Genomic DNA, 22096 nt, shown 5'->3' on the forward strand with positions numbered 1-22096 from the left:
CATTCAGCTACTCGGGTCACATACTTATGTATGCTCCTCGAGATACCTTCATTTGCCGCCTTGCCACAACTCGAACTATTTAGAAAATTTTCTTAATTCTTAATTCTTAATTCTTAATTCTTAATTCTTAATTCTTAATTCTTAATTAGATAATGAATTTAACTGCTCACACAGTTGTTCGGTTGCGTTCACAATCCTTGGGCCTGCTCGGTGAAACCAATCTTCATTTAATCGGATTATTGGGATATTGAGCTGGGAGTGCCAAAATTCTTTCACTGCTTTTTCCTGTTCTGCTGAGCCCGTCATGATTATTACATCTGGTTTGCGAGTGAGTACCTGCTCACGACTGACTTGTGGCCATTGAACTGAGCTATTAGCAAAAATATTTTCACTCCCACAAAACTCGACGACATCATTTTGCAGCGTATGGTTACCAGCGCTAAATAGAGGTTGAGAGCCGAGCTGAATGAACACTCTCTTAGGTTTGTTATTAGAAATTTTTGTATTTTGATAAGGCGCTAGCTTAGCGCGCATTATTCCCACATTTTGTTGTGCAAGCTCTGGGTTTGGACTGTATTGTGCCAACTCAGTGACTGAATTAATGACATCATCAATGGTTTGAGGGTCAAAATAAATAATTGGAATGCCGAGATTCGCAAGCTGATCAAGAGGGCGTTGGGGGTTGCCTCCTCGCCATGCGAGGATTAAATCAGGTTTTAGTGCGATAATACGTTCTACATTTAAGCCTTGCCAATCAGAGACTTGCTCTAGTTTTTTAGCTTGTTCTGGGTAATCGGAGTAAGCACTGACCGCAATTAAGCTATCCCCAAGCCCTGCTGAATAAGCAAGCTCAGTATTGGCTGGTGATAAGCTGATAACGCGTTGCTTTGCCGCTCCTAGTGCCGAAAAAGCCACCAATAAACCACATAGTAAGGTAATAGTAAGAGAGAAATAATGCGTTATTCTTTTCATAACAAAATTCATCGTGACATTAAAAAAGTATAACTAACAATTAGTTATACTTTTTATGAGAATTATTAAGCGAGTTTGGATAAAATTGCAGTGATCATTAATGACGATTGACGGGCAGCAACGGGTAAGAATTCATCGAAGCTTGTGTGGGATTCCTTATCAGCCACATCTGAAATGGCACGGACAACGACAAACGGGGTACCAAATTGGTGACACACTTGGCCAATCGCGGTGGCTTCCATTTCTACTGCCGCAACTTGCGGGAACATCGCTTTGATGCGAGCCAGTGGTTCAGCACCATTAATAAAAGCATCGCCGCTACAAACTAAACCACGAACAGCGTTCATATCCAATAGCTGAATGCACTGCTCAGCAACTTCAATCAGTTTAGTATCCGCGACGAAAGCGGGTGGGCACTGTGCCATTTGGCCAGGTTCATAACCGAATGCTGTCACATCAGCATCATGGTAACGAACTTCAGTAGAAACCACGATATCACCAACATTTAAACGAGGGTCTAGCCCACCGGCGGAGCCTGTGTTAATCACGACATCTGGTTGGCAATGCTCCAGTAACAATGTTGTGCCGATTGCGGCAGCGACTTTACCAATACCTGATTTCAATAACGCAACGTCAACGCCATTAATTTGACCTGTATAAATCTCACAGCCAGCGCGGTTAATAGTTTGGCAGTTTTCAATTTGCGAGCGCAAAATCGCCACTTCTTGTTCCATGGCGCCAATTATTCCAACTTTCATTTTGTCTCCTTTTCCCTGCTCAATTTGCACTATTAGTGTCAATATTTTGACTAGGGACGATAATGTTTTATTGTGTTATTGCTGTATTCTTCGAGTGGGTTCGCAATTTTAATTGCAACAACTCGGATTTAGACAACGAAATTACAAAGATGCACGAAGTGTAACATTGAAAGGTGAGTCGTGAAGTTTTTTTCCTATATTTAGGCTATATAATGAAGCATTAATCGAGATAGGGAGGGTGGCAGAGTGGGTGAGATTAATTTTGTTAAGAAGTTAAATTTTCAGCGCAACTACATGAGCAGTGCGAAAAACCAAAAAATTTCACCTAAAGATGAAGATGCGGTTAATCGCTTATTCGAAAGTGACCGCGGGAGGATCATTAATTCAGCTGCCATTCGCCGTTTGCAACAAAAAACGCAAGTTTTTCCCTTAGAGCAAAATGCAGCAGTTCGCAGTCGCTTAACTCACTCACTAGAAGTACAGCAGGTTGGCCGTTACATCAGTAAAACGGTTTTAGGCGAACTAAAAAAGAAAAAATTGCTTGAACCTTATGGGCTAGATGAACGGTGTGATGCTTTTGAGAGCTTAGTCGAAATGGCCTGCTTAATGCATGATATTGGCAATCCACCATTTGGGCATTTTGGTGAGGCAGCAATTCAACGGTGGTTTACTAAATTACTATCGCCTAGTTACTTATTTACTCCGAATTCCCCTGATCCATGCAAAATACCTGCATTACAGTTAACTGGAAATGAAAAGCAAGATTTATTCCGCCGTCAATTAAAACAGGATTTATGCTCATTTGAAGGTAATGCGCAAGGGTTACGTATGGCGCATCGCTTACTCAAACTAAACTTAACTTATGCGCAAGTTGGCTCTATCTTAAAATATACGCGTGGAGCTTATGATTTGGAGCCAATTCCCCCTGAGTTTGATTATTTGATGAAAAAACCAGGCTATTATTGGTCAGAGGTGGACTTTGTCAGTGAGCTAACCAAAAAGCTCGATATGGAAAAATATTGCCGTTTCCCGCTGTCCTATATTATGGAAGCGGCTGATGATATTTCATATTGCATTGCTGATTTGGATGACGCTGCGGAAAAAGGCATTTTTACTGTTGAGCAGTTGATTGAGTATTTAAAAGCAGAGTGGGGAGATATTGAACAAAATGATTTATTCGATCAAACCATTATGCGAGCTTTCAATAATATCAGTGACAACCACACAAGGCGTATTCAGCAAGATCAATTCTTTATGTATTTGCGCGTAAATATCACAGGAAAATTGTCTCATTATAGCGCACAACAATTCATTAAGAATCTACCCGAAATTTATAACGGCACTTTTAACAGTGCTTTGTTAGAAGATAAAAGTCCAGAGCATAGGCTATTAAAAGTACTGAAAACAGTGGCTTTTAAACATGTATTTAACCACCATGAAGTTGAAGAGTTAGAACTACAAGGCTATCGAATTATCAGTGGATTATTAGATTTTTATAGTCCACTACTGATGATGGATAGAAGCGATTTTGCTGACCTCGTGGACAAAAATTACCACAAGCATTTTTTCATTGAAACGAGGTTATTCCATAAATTATCTAATAAGCATCGCTTATCTTACACGGAAGCACTTGAGAAAATTTCTGCAACGAATGAAGCAGATAAATCTATCCTTGAGTTTTATTATCGAGCTCGTTTGATTCAAGACTATATTAGCGGTATGACAGACCACTATGCCTATGAAGAATATCGTAAATTTATGGTTAGCAATTGATATAATAACTGAATAGCTTAATAAAAATAGAAAAGTAGTCAATCAAATGATAGGAAAGCAGGTATAATAGCCTGCTCGTTTTCCTTGATTAATTAGCGAAAAAAAAACAACGCATTAAAATTGAAAACTCGGCAATCATGATTTTTATAACTTAATATTCTGTAGTGACTATTTTATGGCTCAATTTTACTCTCCTAATCGCCGTACCACTCCACGCCGCCAGATCACGGTTGTAGCTGATAGCCTTGATGCCGCAGGGCAAGGTGTTGCTCGTATCGAAGGAAAAACCATTTTTGTAACAGGTTTATTGCCTGAAGAAGAAGCCCAAATTGAATTGACGGAAGAGAAACGGCAGTTTGCTAAAGGGAAGGTAATTAAACGTTTGAGCACGAGCCCTCAAAGAGTAAAGCCACGGTGCCGTTATTTTAACCAATGTGGGGGATGTCAACAGCAACATGTTGACATTGCACTACAAAGAGAAAGTAAAGCTCATGCTTTAGCTTATCTGATGCGACGCGAAACATTGCAAGATATATCCTGTGCCGAGGTGATTTATGGTGAGTCATATGGCTACCGTCGCCGAGCTCGGTTGGGGCTACAATATCAGCCTAAAAGTAAAAATGTCGTTATGGGGTTTCGTCAATCTCAATCTAACACATTAGTTGATATAAAAAATTGCCCTATATTATCTCCTGATTTGGATATCTTATTAAAACCACTTTCTGAATGCATTAACCAGCTCAGTAATAAAGCGAAATTGGGCCACGTAGAGCTTATTCACGCAGACAATAGCAAAATTGTATTGATTCGTTACTTAACACCTTTTTCGTTATCAGATACTCAAAAGTTAAGCAATTTTGAAAATCAGCACGGAGTGTCTATCTGGTTAGCGGGTAATGATGAAAACTTACAAGCTCTGTCACCAAATTCGCCACAACCTGAGTATCAAGTTGCTGGGGAAATACTAAAATTTAACCCATTAAATTTTATTCAAGTGAACGGGCAAGTTAACCAGTTGATGGTAGAACAAGCTTTAGCATGGTTAGATCTAAACAGTGAAGATAGGGTATTAGACCTTTTTTGTGGAATGGGTAACTTTACATTACCTATCGCACGGTTAGTGAAATCCGTTGTGGGTGTTGAAGGTGTGGAAAATTTAGTCAAACAGGCACGAAATAACGCACAGCTCAATACTATTTGTAATGCGACATTCTATAATGAAAACTTAGAAGCCCAGATACACACACAACCTTGGGCGGCTCATGGCTTTAATAAAGTATTATTAGACCCCGCTAGAGCTGGAGCCGCTGGTGTTATGGAACATTTAATTAAACTGATGCCAGAAAAAATTGTCTATGTTTCATGTAACCCCACAACATTGGCAAGAGATAGCAAAGTTTTACTTGATGGGGGCTATCAGTTATTACAGTTGCGGATGCTAGACATGTTTCCGCATACTAGCCATTTAGAGTCAATGGCGTTATTTATCCGTCGCCCAGAGGTTTAATAGGTAGGGAGAATATATGGTTGCAGTAAGAAGTGCGCATCTTACCCCAGCAGGTGAGTTTGCCCCAGAAAAGTGGGTTAACGGTCTGGGATTGAGCAATAAACAATCAGAAGAAAAGCTCATCCATACCTGGCAATATTGTCACGATAAACTAGCCGGACAAGAAATCGCCCCTCTGTTACTGTGGCGCGGTATTGAAATGACCGAAATCCTATCGACATTAAGTATGGATATCGGCAGCTTACAAGCAGCTTTACTTTTTCCTTTAGTGGAAGAGGGGAAGTTGGAAGAGCAAGAAGTTATTGATGAGTTTGGTCAATCCATTCACGAACTCGTTAAAGGCGTGCTGGAAATGGATGCGATTCGTCAACTCAAAGCCACGCAATCGAGTGAAACGAGCTCGACACAAGTCGATAATATTCGCCGTATGCTATTGTCGATGGTGGAAGATTTCCGCTGCGTTGTCATTAAACTAGCGGAACGAATTGCACATTTACGTGAAGTCAAAGATGCCACTGAAGATGAGCGCGTTTTAGCGGCAAAAGAGTGCTCAAATATTTATGCACCTTTAGCAAATCGCCTAGGAATTGGGCAGTTAAAATGGGAGTTAGAAGACTTCTGTTTTCGTTATTTGCATCCCGATGAATATAAGAAAATTGCAAAGCTCCTCCATGAACGTCGTATTGACCGTGAAGAGTATATAGATACTTTCGTAACAACCTTACGTAAGTACATGTTAAAAGAGAATATTCAAGCAGATATCTATGGCCGGCCTAAGCATATTTATAGCATTTGGCGTAAAATGCAGAAAAAATCATTGGCATTTGATGAACTGTTTGATGTGCGAGCGGTGCGTATTGTCGTTGAACGTTTGCAAGATTGTTATGCCGCGTTAGGGATTGTACATACCCATTTTCGCCATCTTCCCGATGAGTTTGATGACTATGTGGCGAACCCGAAACCTAATGGTTATCAATCTATTCATACAGTGGTGTTAGGACCAAACGGCAAAACGCTTGAAATTCAAATTCGTACCCGCCAAATGCATGAAGATGCAGAGCTGGGAGTTGCGGCCCATTGGAAATACAAAGAAGGCGCGACTGGCATTGGTAAAGGCAGTAGTTACGAAAACCGCATTGCATGGTTACGTAAGCTGATTGCATGGCAAGAAGAAATGGCAGATTCTGGCGAAATGCTAGATGAAGTTCGTAGCCAAGTGTTTGATGACCGAGTGTATGTCTTTACCCCAAAAGGGGATGTGGTGGATTTACCAGCAGGCTCGACACCGCTTGATTTTGCTTATCATATTCACAGTGATGTCGGCCACCGTTGTATTGGTGCAAAAATAGGTGGGCGTATTGTCCCATTTAGCTATCAATTACAAATGGGCGATCAAATTGAAATTATTACTCAAAAGCATCCAAATCCAAGCCGCGACTGGTTAAACCCTAACTTAGGGTATGTCACAACCAGCCGTGGGCGAGCTAAAATCCAAAATTGGTTCCGTAAACAAGATAGAGACAAAAATATCCTTGCAGGGCGTCAAATTTTAGATAGCGAACTATCACAGCTTGATATTAGCCTTCGTGAAGCAGAAAAACTGCTAATCGCACGCTACAATGTTCATTCATTGGATGAGGTTTTGGCAGGAATTGGCGGCGGTGATATCCGTATCAACCAATTAGTGAATTTCCTGCAGAGCAAATTTAACAAAGCCACTGCCGAAGAAGAAGACCGTGCGGCAATGAAGACATTAGAAAGTAAGTCTTCACTCCCAAGAGCACCATCTCATAGTAGCGGCCGAGTGGTGGTTGAAGGGGTTGGTAACCTAATGCACCATATTGCACGCTGCTGCCAGCCAATTCCAGGGGATGAAATTGTCGGTTTTATCACGAAAGGAAGAGGTATTTCCATTCACAGTGCAGACTGTGAACAATTAGCTGAACTACAAAGCCATGCACCAGAACGCGTAATAGATGCAGTTTGGGGAGAAAACTACTCGAGTGGTTATTCTCTTGTGGTTAGAGTTATTGCTAATGACCGCAGCGGCCTGCTGCGTGATATCACGACAATATTAGCAAATGAGAAAGTCAATGTGCTTGGTGTCAGTAGCCGCAGCGATGTAAAACAGCAACTGGCAACGATAGATATGACTATTGAGCTGTATAACATTGAGGTGCTGAGTCGGGTGTTAGCTAAGCTGAATCAGTTGGCGGATGTTATAGAAGCAAAGCGTCATTCTCAGTGATTTTCTTCATATTTTGAGTTGTAGGGGTGTTGGCTGCGCTTAGCTACTCGGGTCACATACTTGTGTATGCTCCCCGAGATATCTTCGCTTGCCGCCTACCTACAATTCAAACTATTTTGAAAATCGGTATATTTATATTCTAAAAATCCCTCTCTTCATGTTTTTAATTATTCTTTTCTATACAACTTCTGTTTCTTCATGAGTTAGTTAGCAAAAATTTATTTTTTTGGGAAAAATTTGTCGATTGCTCATCAACTCTGATAAGTTTGGGATAAAGGACAACTAGAAACAAAAAAATTAAAGGTTAATACAATGAGTCAGACAAATCTTCAAATCGAACGTTTATTATCAATTATGAAGCAGCTTCGAGATCCGCAAACAGGGTGCCCATGGGATAAGGTACAAACATTTAAAACTATTGCGCCTTATACGCTTGAAGAAACTTATGAAGTGCTTGATGCGATAGAACGTGAAGATTTTAGCGACTTAAAAGGTGAGTTGGGAGACTTATTATTCCAAGTGGTTTTCTATGCGCAAATGGCGAATGAAAAATCACTCTTTGATTTTAGCGATATCTGCCAATCTGTTAGTGATAAGCTCGAACATCGCCACCCTCATATTTTCGATGCAAATAATACACTGAGTAGCACAGAAGTGATTGAGGGATGGGAAAAACGAAAAGCCAAAGAGCGAGCTGAAAAATCGCAATTTTCTGTGCTAGATGATATTCCAAATTCACTCCCAGCACTAATGAAAGCCTATAAAATTCAAAAACGTTGTGCGTCAGTTGGTTTTGACTGGGATACGCTAGGCCCTGTTGTTGGTAAAGTTCATGAAGAACTTGAAGAAGTGATGGAAGAAGCCACTCAGGCGGTTGTTGACCAGTCGCGCTTAGAAGAGGAAATTGGCGACTTATTGTTTGCAACCGTGAATTTATCACGCCATTTAGGTTATAAACCTGAAATAGCGTTGCAAAAAGCGTGTAACAAATTCGAAGGTCGTTTTCGCCAAATCGAAAAAAGCCTCGCGGAAAGTGGTAAAACGACAGAAAGTGCTACACTTAATGAGATGGAGGCGCTTTGGCAGCAGGTTAAGAGCCAAGAATAAAATGGCTCGTCATATTTCGCACTACAGCGTTGTTGGCTGCGTTCGGCTACTCGGGTCACATACTTAGTGTATGCTCCCCGAAGATATCCTCTCTTGCCGCCTAGCTGTAATGCGAACCTTGTCTGCAATTGTTTAAACCATTAGTTGTTTTAAAATCTGGCGGTTGTTGGTTTGTTCTAAAAGCACTTCATTCAATAGCACCAAACAAAGCTTCAAAAATAATGGGTGACGTGAAATATTGAGGTGTTAAATAGCGACAAGTAGAGTAAATAGTTATTCAAAATCAAAGTTAGTGCAGAATCGCATTTTTTATACCATACAATGAGCTGAAAGGATTTAGCTTTTGCATTTGAACTGTGTTAATCTATGAAAATAGACAAAGATGACTAATTTTGAAGCGATAAATAATTTTCGCTTTTAACTTGCTGATAATATTAGAGTATTGATGAAATTTAGCCTTATTATGCTTAGAACATTTGTAGCGAAATTAAGGTTCGGGTATACTGTTTTCCCGTCCTGTTATATCCATCATCTTTTAAACCTAAACTTTCAGGTTCAGCATGAAAACTAATTATATTTTTGTGACCGGCGGGGTCGTATCCTCTCTGGGTAAAGGCATTGCCGCAGCCTCTTTGGCGGCTATACTCGAAGCCCGTGGACTCAATGTGACTATTATGAAACTGGATCCCTACATCAACGTAGATCCAGGCACAATGAGCCCAACCCAACACGGGGAAGTTTTCGTTACAGAAGACGGCGCTGAAACTGACTTAGATTTGGGTCATTATGAGCGCTTCATCCGTACTAAAATGACTCGTCGTAATAACTTTACGACTGGGCGTGTTTACTCTGAAGTTCTGCGCAAAGAGCGCCGTGGCGACTACTTAGGCGCTACAATTCAAGTTATCCCTCATATCACTAATGAAATTAAAGACCGCATCATCCGTGGTGGCGAAGGCCATGACGTTGTTTTGGTTGAAGTTGGTGGTACAGTGGGTGATATTGAATCATTGCCATTCCTTGAAGCGATTCGTCAAATGGCTGCAGAAGTCGGCCGTGAGCGTACTTTATATTTGCACTTAACATTAGTGCCTTACCTTGCAGCAGCTGGTGAAGTGAAAACTAAGCCAACTCAACATTCTGTGAAAGAATTGCTGTCAATTGGTATCCAGCCAGACGTGTTAATCTGTCGCTCAGACAGAGTGATCCCAGCAAATGAACGTGCAAAAATCGCATTGTTCTGTAATGTGCCAGAGAAAGCGGTTATTTCTCTCAAAGACGTTGATTCAATTTATAAAATTCCAGCCTTGTTAAAATCACAAGGTTTGGATGAGTACATTTGTAACCGTTTCCGCATTGATGCGCCAGAAGCTAATTTATCTGAGTGGGAACAAGTTATTTACGAAGAAGCTAATCCTGCAGGTGAAGTCACCATTGGAATGGTTGGTAAATATGTTGAGTTACCAGATGCGTATAAATCTGTAATTGAAGCATTAAAACACGGTGGATTGAAAAACCGTTTAACTGTGAATATCAAATTGATTGATTCACAAGACATCGAAACGCGTGGTGTTGAGTTACTAAAAGATTTAGATGCTATTTTAGTGCCAGGCGGTTTTGGTGAGCGTGGTATTGAAGGTAAAATTCTGACTGCTCAATATGCACGTGAAAACAAGATCCCTTACTTAGGGATTTGTTTGGGTATGCAAGTTGCATTGATTGAATTTGCACGTAATGTGGCCAATATGGCAGATGCAAATTCAACAGAATTTAAAGCGGATTGTAAATTCCCAGTTGTTGCGCTGATTACAGAATGGCGTGACGAAGAGGGTAACCTTGAAGTGCGTTCAGAAGAGAGCGACCTTGGTGGAACAATGCGTGTTGGTAGTCAACCATGCCACCTAGTGAATGGTAGCCTTGTACGTGAGATGTATGGTTCAGAAACCATTATTGAACGTCACCGCCACCGTTATGAAGTGAACAACTTACTGCTGAAACGCATTGAAGATGCGGGCCTGAAAATTGCAGGTCGTTCAGTAGATAACAAGCTGGTGGAAATTATTGAAAACCCAAATCATCCATGGTTTGTGGCTTGTCAGTTCCACCCAGAGTTCACCTCTACACCAAGAGATGGTCATCCGTTGTTTGCAGGTTTTGTTAAAGCCGCTGGTAAGTACCAGAAAGGTGAGTTGAAATAAGATATGGGGAAGTCGGCGCAGGTGCACCAACTTCCCAAAATTTAACTTGTACTGAGGAAAACCTAATGTCCAAAATTGTTAAAGTGATCGGTCGTGAAATCATTGACTCTCGTGGTAACCCAACTGTAGAAGCTGAAGTTCATTTAGAAGGTGGCTTTGTTGGTTTAGCTGCAGCACCATCAGGTGCGTCAACAGGTTCTCGTGAAGCTCTGGAACTGCGTGACGGTGATAAAGCACGTTTTCTGGGTAAAGGTGTTCTGAAAGCAGTTGCTGCTGTTAATGGTCCAATCGCAGAAGCGCTGATCGGTAAAGATGCTAAAGACCAAGCTAACATCGATAAAATCATGATTGATCTCGATGGCACTGAGAACAAATCTAAATTTGGTGCAAACGCAATTCTGGCTGTATCTTTAGCAAATGCTAAAGCAGCTGCGGCAGCGAAAGGTATGCCTCTGTATGAGCACATTTCTGACCTGAATGGTACTCACGGTCAATACTCTATGCCTCTACCTATGATGAACATCATCAATGGTGGTGAGCACGCAGATAACAACGTTGATATCCAAGAATTCATGATCCAGCCTGTTGGCGCACCAACGCTGAAAGAAGCTGTTCGTATGGGTTCTGAAATTTTCCATCACTTAGCAAAAGTACTGAAATCTAAAGGTATGAACACTGCTGTAGGTGATGAAGGTGGTTATGCGCCTAACTTAGAGTCAAACGCAGCGGCATTAGCAGCAATTAAAGAGGCGGTTGAGCAAGCAGGTTATGTATTAGGTAAAGACGTAACACTGGCAATGGACTGTGCAGCATCTGAGTTCTATAACGCAGAAACAGGCAATTATGAGCTGAAAGGCGAAGGTAAAACCTTCACTTCACAAGAGTTCACTCACTATTTAGAAGAACTGACTAAACAGTACCCAATCGTATCTATTGAAGATGGTCTGAATGAGTCTGACTGGGATGGTTTCGCATACCAAACTAAAGTTCTTGGTGACAAAATCCAACTGGTTGGTGACGACCTGTTTGTAACGAACACTAAGATCTTGAAAGAAGGTATTGATAAAGGCATTGCTAACTCTATCCTGATCAAATTCAACCAAATTGGTTCTTTAACTGAAACTTTGGCTGCAATTAAAATGGCGAAAGATGCAGGCTATACAGCTGTTATCTCTCACCGTTCAGGCGAAACTGAAGATGCAACTATCGCAGATTTAGCAGTCGGTACAGCTGCAGGCCAAATCAAAACGGGTTCAATGAGCCGTTCTGACCGTGTTGCTAAATATAACCAACTGATTCGTATTGAAGAAGCATTAGGTAAAAATGCACCATTCAATGGCTTAAAAGAAGTTAAAGGCCAAGCGTAATTTTAGTTCGTTAACCAATTTATACGAAAGGAAGCCGATGGCTTCCTTTTTTTCGACTGAAACCTTTGCTGAGGAAGCCATTTTCACTATATATTCCCAGTAATTTATGATTATCTCTAATGTATCATAATAAATTTGATTGGATTTTTAGTAAGCTTAATGATTGATCAGCCTTTTATTGACTCACTTTATATTTAATAATCAATTTAAAATCAATCAATTAGATAGTTGATTGATATACGTCTCTTTAGAAATAATATGCTAATTTATAGTAGCTATTTTAGTATTTAATTCTTCGATTTTTACGAGTGAATGGGTAGGTTTTTTGGAGTTTACATGAAAAACGATGAAATTATACGGTGTAGATCGCACTTTTAGTTCCTCCACATTTTAATTTCATACAATTAACTTTATATTCCAGCTCTTGCAAAAAAATATTAACAATAATACTCGAAAATAATTTGCTTCCGAGCTAATGGAGTTTACATGGACGCTTCCGAATCCCTACAACCAGCGGTCAGTCCGACCCCATCCAATAAACGGGGTTGGATCATTTTAGCGGTTGATATTGTTCTACTGATCTTACTTTTAAAATATTTGCCTTTTGATGACAAGGCAAATGCAGGCCTTGCAATGATGGTTTTCATTGGTGTGCTTTGGCTAACTGAAGCTATCCATGTCACTATTACTGCACTTTGTATTCCTATCTTAGCGGTTGGGCTTGGATTAATGAATACAGGGGAAGCGCTTAAATCATTCGCAAACCCAATTATTTTCCTATTCTTCGGTGGCTTTGCTTTAGCGACGGCTTTGCATATTCAAGGCTTAGACCGTCTAATTGCTAACCGCTTACTAATGGCTGCACGTGGTCGTTTATCAGTCGCAGTATTACTGTTGTTTGGTGTTACCGCGCTGCTATCAATGTGGATTAGTAACACAGCAACTGCTGCAATGATGTTACCCCTTGTATTAGGTATTTTATCTAATCTCGATGTACGTCATGAACGTAATACGTTTGTGTTTGTTTTATTAGGTGTTGCTTATAGTGCCAGTATTGGTGGTCTAGGAACTATTGTGGGTAGCCCACCAAACGCAATTGCCGCTGCTGCATTAGGTTTAGATTTCTTATCGTGGATGAAATACGGCATTCCAATCATGGTAGTTTTACTACCGATGATGTTTGTATTGATGTACATGATGTTACGCCCAAATCTGAAACACCGTTTTGAAATTGAATTAGAGCATGTTAAATGGAATGGCAAACGTATTACAGCAATGGGGATCTTCCTATTTGCGGTAGTTTGTTGGATCACCAGTACATTTATTAGTGAAGCACTTGGTGGTGTGAAGGATCTCGACACCATTATTGCTATGATTGCTGCAATTTTGATTGGTATAACAGGGGTTGCTAGTTGGTCACAAATCCAAAAAAATACCGAGTGGGGCGTATTGATGCTGTTCGGTGGGGGGTTGACTCTCAGTGCAATTTTAAGTTCTTCAGGCGCTAGTAAAATTATGGCTGACTGGATGCAGATGACATTTGGGACAAGTCATTGGTTTGTGATTATCTTAGCGGTGACAACCTTTATTATCATCCTGACTGAATTTACGAGTAATACTGCAAGTGCCGCCCTGTTAGTTCCTATTTTTGCTACTGTTGCGGAAGCATTAGGTATGCCAGTTATTGTATTAACTATGATTATTGGTATTGGTGCCTCTTGTGCGTTTATGTTGCCTGTTGCGACTCCGCCAAATGCGATTGTATTTGGTTCTGGTTATATCAGGCAAATTGAAATGGTACGGGTCGGTGCAGTTCTGAACGTAGCATGTATTATTGTTATCTCTCTATTTGCTTGGTTCTTTTGGCTATAAAGCAAACAAGAAAAATCACTAAATTGATTTTAGCTAAAAGTATAAAGTGAGAGAAACACATTTTTATTTCACTTTCCCAACGACCTACGGGCTCATTAAAAATGAGCCCGTTTTTCATTACTGTGCGACAAGCACTTGCTGATTTTTCCCTATTTGTATTTTACCTGTGCCGTGCATTACAAAATCACTGTCGCCACGTAATGAAAAATTCATTGTTTGTATCAAACCTTTGATATCAATTGTATTTTGAGGACAAAGGAAGCTGTCTTTACACTGATATTGATGGCTTTCAAATGAAATAAGCCGGCCTAATAGCTTGGTATTTTCTCCCAGTTCTAGGTGGCTGCCTTGGCTATAAGGTGTATCCGTTTTAAATTTAGAGCCTGAGTGAATGACTGCTTCTCGTGGGGAAATTGAAGCACTTCCGGATGTACTCAGATAATTTTGAACCGCAGCCGTAATATTTAGTGCATTTTGTAGTTTTATTCGATCGGCGAACACATTCAGTTTAGAAAGCTGTAACGGGCTGGCATGCTGTTGGCTGATGTTGATTTGGCTTGCGGGGCTAACTGAGAATTTCAATTGACTGTATTCATCTAGTGCTTTTGCTTCAAGCTGCTTCGTTTCTTTATTTTTAACATATTGTTTTTCTAACTTACCTGCAATTAAAGATAAGCTATTAATATTACTTATGGAGCCATCAGCCCATGAGATCCCATTGGGATTAGCAATAATTAGGTTCGCGGCTTGTCCTTTAATACCGAGGACACCTTTAATTTTACTTTCTTCTGTTCCTGTCACTTCAGCCAATATTAGTTTTGCAGCTTTGTTTGCAAGTTGATTATTATCATTAATATCATTATTAAAAATGAGACCATGATCATTAGAAGATAAACTCTCAAAAGAGTTAAATGAAATATGATTTTTTAGAGGAGCTTCGATATTAATTAATTTTGCTTTAGATACATCGGCTTGAGAAAAGGAAGAAAAACTCAAACATGATAAAAAAGAGTTTGTTAGAAAGATAAATTGCATTTTTTTATTCATTACGTTTCCTTGTAATAATAACCCTAATAGGTGTAATTAAATATAATCTATTTTATTTTTCATTAGTATATTAAAATTTAACATGGATGCTATAAAAATAATTATTTTAAATTTTAATGATGCAAAATTAAAATCAACAACGATTAGTTGGGTAAGTGTAACAAATAGAGTTGCAAGTGTAGATATTAAATCATTTAAGTCACATTCCTACAATTTATAATAAAGTTGATGTTCAATTCGTTTTACTAGGATATAACGGCAATCATCAGGTAAAAAATCGCTCGTTTATATCGATATACCCAAGTACTCATCTAAAGCAAAATTTTTATTTACACGTACACTTTCTGATAGTTTTGTGATCGTTACTGAACTAAATGAAACAACTTATCGGGTCTATCATGATGGGAGAATTAATAGTTCGATTCCTTTTGATAATGTAGTGATGGCGTAGATTACAAAGATTACCAAATAAAAAATGCTAGTCTAATGACCGGTATCAGACTGATACCGAACATATTATGTTTGGTAGTAAATCTAATAGGCTATTGAGAATAAACTAGAAATATCACTAAATTGATTTTCCCCTATCTGTATTTTATCTGTGCTACATATTACAAAATAACCGTCGCCACGTAATGAAAAATTCATTGTTTGTACCAGCACCTTGATATCAATGGTATTTTGAAGCTAAAGAAAACTGTCTTGACACTGATATTGATAGCTCTCAAATGAAATGAACCGGCCTAATAGCTTGGTATTTTCCCCCAGTTCTATCGGCTAAGATATTAAGTTTAGAAAGTTGTATTCTTATTGCTTATATAATCCCTGTAAAAGATAATGATAGCTATTATATTTATTTTATTATTTGTTTAATGATTGTTAATGGAATTATTTTTTATAAAATGTAATTCTTGATATGTGGAGATGCTCTTATATAACATAGGTAAATAAAAGGATTTAATTATATGTTTAATAATAGTTGTTTATTAAAAAATTCCATTTATAAAATGGATGAAATTAAAAAAAATAATAATTTTCTAATTATTAATAAAGAATCATTATTAATAATTCGCCAAATAAAACAAATTTTACTGAGAACAGTGCAAGAGATGGGCTATGATACAGTTAACTCTAATTTAGTTGCACAAGTACTGCGTGATAGTCGTTTAAAATCTGGATTATTTGGCAGTATGCCACTTAAAAATAGTCCAGCAAGTCCTGATGTTAAGAACTTTCTTGCAGACACATTATCGTTTACCCGCTTGCATGCGATTAGTGGGGATAGCATGACAACAATGGGTAAAATACCACCTTATGGACGTGCACACTTAGTTAAAATTGGTCCGAATAGTTATGCGGTTGAATATAGATATGAGCCTTCAAGCATCTCGCCTTCATTAGCATTCCATGCTTATTTTTTAGGTTATAACGGGGCTAATCAGTCCAGTGCAACGCCTGCTTATGTTGATATACCTATTCAGGCTGCTGAGGATAGTTTTTTATTCACGGGCTCTTTAACAGGGTGCTCCGTTATTGTTACTAAGCTGAATGAAACAACCTATCGTGTTTATCATGATGGCCGTGTGAATAGTTCTATATTGTATGATAACGTTGTAATGGCATTTGATTATATGGACTACCAAGTTCCAGGCTCAGATGAAGGCCTTGCGATGGCGTATATGTATTTTAAGGATGGCCATTGGCGGTTATTATTACAAAAGCAAGAATATGAATTGATCAATGGAACACCTATTCCTAAGCTACGTAACAACGAAAGTTCTATGATAGGTTATTATGTTGATAATCAATTTTCCGAGAAACAATTAGAAAAATTCAATCGATATCGCCATGCATCACAGAATAAATTAAAAGAAATAGCAAAAGAATTTGGTATAAATACGGACCAGGTTTCAGAAGGTGAATATATTGATGGGGGGTTTTCGCTGGAGAACTCAGCAATAAAATCATGGGTTGATTTAAATGGCAAGGTTAAAAATAAAATTTATGATAAAATCAATCAATTAATTAAACAAATTGATGAATTTAAAGTTGAATTAAGCAATCTAAAGAGTAAGTCAATACGAAGTAATGACGAAAATATAAGGATCGATAAATTAATATCAATTCTGGAAATAAAAAAAATTATTAAAGATTACTATTCTCAAAAACATTTATCGATATTAACTGAGTCATTATCTGTAGAAAAAAGCAGGTTATGGCTACAAATAAAAAATAAGACTGGAATTGACTCTGTTGTTCAAGTCGTAAATGAAGAACTTGGTAACGGTGTTACGAATATAGCGCTAAATAAAGAATATAAATTGGCGGTGATGCGAGATCGTAATATTGCTAATGATAAATTTAATGAAGGTTATGATAACTATAATAAAACTGATATTCGAGGCTTTAATCAAGAAATGACTTCATCAGAGATGATGGCTCTATATTTAAATCCTGAATTGAGCGTGACAGAACGTGGCGCATTGTATAGGCATATTCAAAATACGATAGATAACGAAGGTCGTCATCAAATTTTAGAAAATACGAGGGAAATAAATGAATTATTTAAGAGAGAGGGCAGTATAAATTCTAGGCTATCCCCCCAAGATTTTTATTTACCTTTAATGGGAGATATGTCAGATGGTCGCTGTTATCCGCTTGTTAGAGCTATGGCTGTTGCATTAGAGGAGAATGGGCCAAATGGTAGTAATGTACTACTCGACAAACTCTTTTTAGCTGCCGCATCACCAACAGATAACAGCTCAATTCTATTAAAAAAATCATTAATAAGGCTTCATTCAAATATTGAAGCGGTACAGTCTTCGAGTTCTCAAGGTAACCTAGATTTAAATGCTATTGAGGCTAGATTAACTGAGGGGAATGCAACGAAAATGTATGCCTTAAATAGCCAGAAGCATGCGATGATGTTGGGGAAAATTGTATATGAAGATAGTGTAACCTATTATTTTTACGATCCTAATTTCGGTATATTTACATTTGAAAGTAGTCATAAACTTTTTTCAGCTCTAAATAAGTTTATGATAAATAAAAAAATGGCTAAATTATATGTTGCTTTAGGCTCTGATTCGAAACCTATTTTTGAATTAATTTCTATTGATGTTGACGGGATGAGAAATGTGGCAGTGGGCGGGGGATTAGTCGTATCAGATTTATCCAATACAGATGATTTGAATCTTGTTGCTGAAAGGCGTAAAAATACGATTAAATTTATTGAAAATCAAATACAAATTACTAAAGAGTTAAATATAAAAGCATCGTTAACAATTTTGACCGCTGAACGATGGGGGGACAAAATTGAGAGAGTATTTAATGAGATATCTGAACAGTATCAATTAGATGAAACATGGTTACCTAATTTTTCTAGTATAGAAATGACTGAGGAGGGAAAATACCGCATTCAATTTATTAATAAAGACATCGCATTTCGAGAGCGCTGGATTGAAACAACAGATAGTACTTTGATGGAATTTAAAGAGTACTTTAATGAAAATATAAATACATTTGAACAAAGCTACGAATTTCACCATTCTGAATTACGGCGCCGAGGTGGCATAGGTAATGCGGAACATGTTGATGGAATGAACATGGGAATGGCCGTTCACGCATTAATTCAGTGGGCTGCGAATAAAAATAGACAAAACATAAGCAGTGGCATGTCATCAAATTTAGCGGAAGCATTAAAAATTCATGCTTATGTCACTTATAGTATGATGGCGCATGGTGCAGTAAATGATGTGACAAAGGTTGTAAAGTTAGTTAAAACGCTTTGGTGTGAGGAGGCGGGAATTACCCACTCTGCGATGAAGACTTTTTCATCATCATTTGCCCGGGTAGCTAATGAAGGGATCGGTACTGCTTTTCAAGGCGCAATGGTTGGGTTTGATATTTATGAATTAACACATGCAGAAAATGATCCACAAAAGGCTGTATTTGGAACTCAGCTGGCATTCGATTCAGCAAGTTTACTATTAAGTGGTGCAACAATTGGTGCAGGTATTGTCGGAGCTACAGAGGCAGCTGCTGTATTTGGTGGTGTGGGTGTGATTGTTGGTGGCCTCGGAATTGGAATTGTGGGACTAGCACGTGCATATGCTGAAATTGGCGAGCATGCGAAAGAAGTTGGGGTCTACTTCCAACATTTAGATGATGCGTATAGTGGGAATGGATTTGATTATCAAATAGATAATAAAAGTGGTAAACGGATCTTAGTTCCACGTCCTTTGGCTGTATTTGATCGTATTGACTTACGCTCAAAAAAAATTAACTTTGATAGCCAGTATCTCTACCGTACACAGCCCCATCGCAGTGGAAATGGTAGTGGGCGCAAAGATTATATTGCTTGGGCAGCGTATCTTCCCTATTCGGTGGTTGATAAAAAACAAGCCATTAATATTCGAGAAGGACTTGGTTATCAGAGCAAGCATGACATTCCATTTCAAGAGACAGATACCGTTATTTTACCAGGGGTGCCAAAGTCATATATTAATTATTCTTTTAATCTATTTCCAGGTGCATTGACTCGTTATGATTATGGTTTTAATGTTTTGCGGAGATTAGAAGAAACAGATAAATTTGATTATGATTTTTATTCTTTTCCTGGTGAGTATATTATAACTAGAATTTATCATGAATATGTCAGTACCAAAACAAATATTATTTTACCCATAAATAAAGCACATATTGCCGTGCCTAAAATATCCAGTGAATGGTATGGGAAACTATCTTATAACCTTAGCGGAGCGGGTGGTGAATATATTATTAGTATTAACCATGGTGTTAATATTACATTAATAAATGATTCAAATTTTAAGCATAATTCAAAATGGGTTATTGATACAAGTTTGATTGATGGCGGTGATCCTACAGTAGAAGTTAATGATGGTTATCTAAGAATTGGCAGTTTAAATATAAATATTGATCCAAGTGCCTTATCTGATCAAGTTATTTTAGTTAATTCAGAGCATGAAGTTCGTGAGGTAGATTTTAAAAATAAACTCATTCAAGTTATCAGAGAGGATGGTCGACAGTGGAGTAATAAAGGCCAGTCAATTGAACAGCACCTAAATGAATTGGCTGATAAACACCAATTGCACGGTAACTTTATTGTAGTTGATGATTATATATATGGTAAGAAAAATGTTGGGAGAGCTTTTTATGAGGTCGCAACAAAAAGAATGCTTTTTACTAATTCAATAAATAAAATCTATCATTTGCCTACACTCGGAACTATTGATGCAGAGTATGCCTATTTCTTTTCTCAGGAAGAAAATATTATTTGGCGGAGCAATATTAATAATGGTGGTCAACTCGATAATAATTATTATTTAGCTGATGAGAAATCATCACCGTTTAAAGTACATAAGCTATGGAGGGAGCATGAAAATATTTATTTTAGTTTAACTCATCATGATAATAATGACGAAATTTTCACTAAATATAAAATAGATGGAAAAAAATCTGAACTCGTTAATATTTTTAATAGTAGTAAGCTGTTAGAATATTTAGCGAATTCACCAACAAAAATAAATAGTTCGGGATACCATATTTTAAAAATGTATTATAATGTACCTAATGATCGTTACAGTCAAAATCTTAGCGAAGTAGAATCTGATAAGTTAGATTTTTCTACGTTAAATCTTGCAAAGATAGTAACTATTGATGGTAAAGATGAAAATGGTATCAATCGTCGTTATTGGCTACGTCGTGACACAAATACTTTAATTAAGGTTAACCTTGGTGTAAATAAATATACAAAGGTTGTTGAAAACCCTGCTGATTTAACACTTGTTGGTAGTTTAATTGACGACAGTGAAACGGAAGTGTTTTTTTTCTATAGTAAAGAAAAAGATAGATTATATCGTCAAGAAGGCTTGGGGCAAGATGTATTTGATATCAATAATCCAACAACAAAGGTTATCACACAAGAAATATACGGACACTCAATCCCGATTACACAAATAAACACTGTTTTTAATTGGAATGGAAATATTATTGTTATAAGAAAGTCAGGAAAGATACAGCAAGTTAATGCGGATGGTAGTATAGATATAGTCGCATTTAATGAGCATTGGTTAAAAACATTAGATTCATCTAATTGGTTATCAAAGCTTGACGACAACTATAATGGAACAAAACAGGCAATTGCTTTATTGGGATTAAGGCGCTCAGATGAGAGTATCATTCCTGCATGGTACTTTGATCGCAAATTTATTATTGCTCACTCTTTGTTATCAGAACATGAGCTACAATTTTTAGGATTTGATTCAGATAATCAAAACGGATTTATATTTGATAGAAATACCGGTAAATTATATAGTCAGCAAGTTGTTAATATTGATACTATGCGACATTCATTCGGTGTTATTAATACCTATATGAGTTCAAATAATAATATAGCTGATAGCATTAAAATATACCCAGAGTTAGTATTTAAAAATATTAAGAAAATTGATAATGGCTTCATGATGCTAACGGATAAGAACGAAATACTTTATCAGCCTGACAATGGAACAAAAGAATCGAACAAGATAGGTGCTTCATTTGTAATTAAAGGAACGCATGAGGCAGATATCATTAATCCATCTAAAATAGCTCATGTTGATACATTAATATTAAGTGGTGGAGAAGGGGGGGATACATATGAATTTAGTGTAGATGCTTGGAAAGCTTATCGTGCCATTATTATTGATAATAACGCAAAAGATAATGCTGTAGATGATATTATTATACCGTCAGTTGACAATTGGAGAAAGATGTTCATTAACCGGCAAGGTAATGATCTCATTATTACAGATATCCATAATGACACATCGTTAATATTACGTGAAGTCTATGGTTCAAAATCTGAGTCTTATCGCCACTTGATGATTAAAATAGCGCAGGAGCATGATTATATAGTACTCGATAATCTAGTTAACAAGCTAAAGGAAAATTACGGATTAATGTATTTATCGACATATTTTAATGAAAGAGCAAAACGACAGTCAGACTCTACCGATATTATAGATTTATTAACGGACAGAATAAATTTTATGCGTCACATAGAACAATTAAATGTAGATATTATGCTAGACGGAAAAAATGAACGAACTGAACTTATACCAATTGGCTTATCAAGCCAAATTAATTTGGCTTGATTTTTTATTTTTGTCCACTGGGATGATGTATTAGAGCGCATTATAGGAATCAGCATTTAGATAAAAAAAGAGCCACATTTAGTGGCTCTT

General features: G+C 37.7%; 11 protein-coding genes. 8 read left to right on the forward strand and 3 right to left on the reverse strand.

Annotated features, from left to right (window positions below; genetic code table 11):
* Window positions 1-141 precede the first annotated feature (141 nt).
* Window positions 142-972, reverse strand: a complete 831-nt coding sequence (btuF, locus tag ACU696_RS07255; protein WP_164528503.1) for a vitamin B12 ABC transporter substrate-binding protein BtuF — start codon at window positions 970-972, stop codon at window positions 142-144.
* A gap of 65 nt (window positions 973-1037) precedes the next feature.
* Window positions 1038-1730, reverse strand: a complete 693-nt coding sequence (gene mtnN, locus ACU696_RS07260) for a 5'-methylthioadenosine/S-adenosylhomocysteine nucleosidase (RefSeq protein WP_115166792.1) — start codon at window positions 1728-1730, stop codon at window positions 1038-1040.
* 246 nt (window positions 1731-1976) lie between these two features.
* Here mtnN and dgt point away from each other — a divergent pair, with 246 nt between their 5' ends.
* From dgt to ACU696_RS07295, 7 genes are all read left to right on the forward strand, one after another.
* A complete protein-coding gene (gene dgt / locus ACU696_RS07265) occupies window positions 1977-3503 on the forward strand; it encodes a dGTPase (RefSeq protein ID WP_109912052.1) in 1527 nt (508 codons plus the stop codon).
* A 175-nt stretch (window positions 3504-3678) separates the two neighbouring features.
* Complete coding sequence (gene rlmD, locus ACU696_RS07270; protein ID WP_110732209.1) at window positions 3679-5010, forward strand: 23S rRNA (uracil(1939)-C(5))-methyltransferase RlmD; 1332 nt, start codon at window positions 3679-3681, stop codon at window positions 5008-5010.
* Window positions 5011-5026: 16 nt separating this feature from the next.
* Window positions 5027-7258: a GTP diphosphokinase gene (relA, locus tag ACU696_RS07275; RefSeq protein WP_004913677.1), complete on the forward strand. Its 2232-nt coding sequence runs from the start codon at window positions 5027-5029 to the stop codon at window positions 7256-7258.
* A gap of 312 nt (window positions 7259-7570) precedes the next feature.
* The gene (mazG, locus tag ACU696_RS07280) at window positions 7571-8365 is read left to right on the forward strand and encodes a nucleoside triphosphate pyrophosphohydrolase (RefSeq protein WP_109912054.1); all 795 of its coding nucleotides are present in this window, start codon (window positions 7571-7573) and stop codon (window positions 8363-8365) included.
* Window positions 8366-8925: 560 nt separating this feature from the next.
* The gene (gene pyrG, locus ACU696_RS07285; protein ID WP_004913671.1) at window positions 8926-10563 is read left to right on the forward strand and encodes a glutamine hydrolyzing CTP synthase; all 1638 of its coding nucleotides are present in this window, start codon (window positions 8926-8928) and stop codon (window positions 10561-10563) included.
* Window positions 10564-10628: 65 nt separating this feature from the next.
* Window positions 10629-11930, forward strand: coding sequence for a phosphopyruvate hydratase (gene eno, locus ACU696_RS07290; RefSeq protein ID WP_004260453.1), 1302 nt, complete (start codon window positions 10629-10631; stop codon window positions 11928-11930).
* A gap of 486 nt (window positions 11931-12416) precedes the next feature.
* Entirely contained in the window at window positions 12417-13802 is a 1386-nt protein-coding gene (locus ACU696_RS07295; protein ID WP_004913667.1) for a DASS family sodium-coupled anion symporter, read from the forward strand.
* 117 nt (window positions 13803-13919) lie between these two features.
* Here the strand turns inward: ACU696_RS07295 and ACU696_RS07300 are convergent, their stop codons facing one another.
* On the reverse strand, window positions 13920-14849 hold the full coding sequence (locus ACU696_RS07300) for a two-partner secretion domain-containing protein (protein ID WP_231136892.1): 930 nt from the start codon (window positions 14847-14849) through the stop codon (window positions 13920-13922).
* 965 nt (window positions 14850-15814) lie between these two features.
* Between ACU696_RS07300 and ACU696_RS07305 the strand changes: the two genes are divergently transcribed.
* Window positions 15815-22006, forward strand: a complete 6192-nt coding sequence (locus ACU696_RS07305; RefSeq protein ID WP_209102415.1) for a TcdA/TcdB pore-forming domain-containing protein — start codon at window positions 15815-15817, stop codon at window positions 22004-22006.
* Window positions 22007-22096 lie beyond the last annotated feature (90 nt).

Source organism: Providencia sp. PROV_01 (assembly GCF_053098325.1).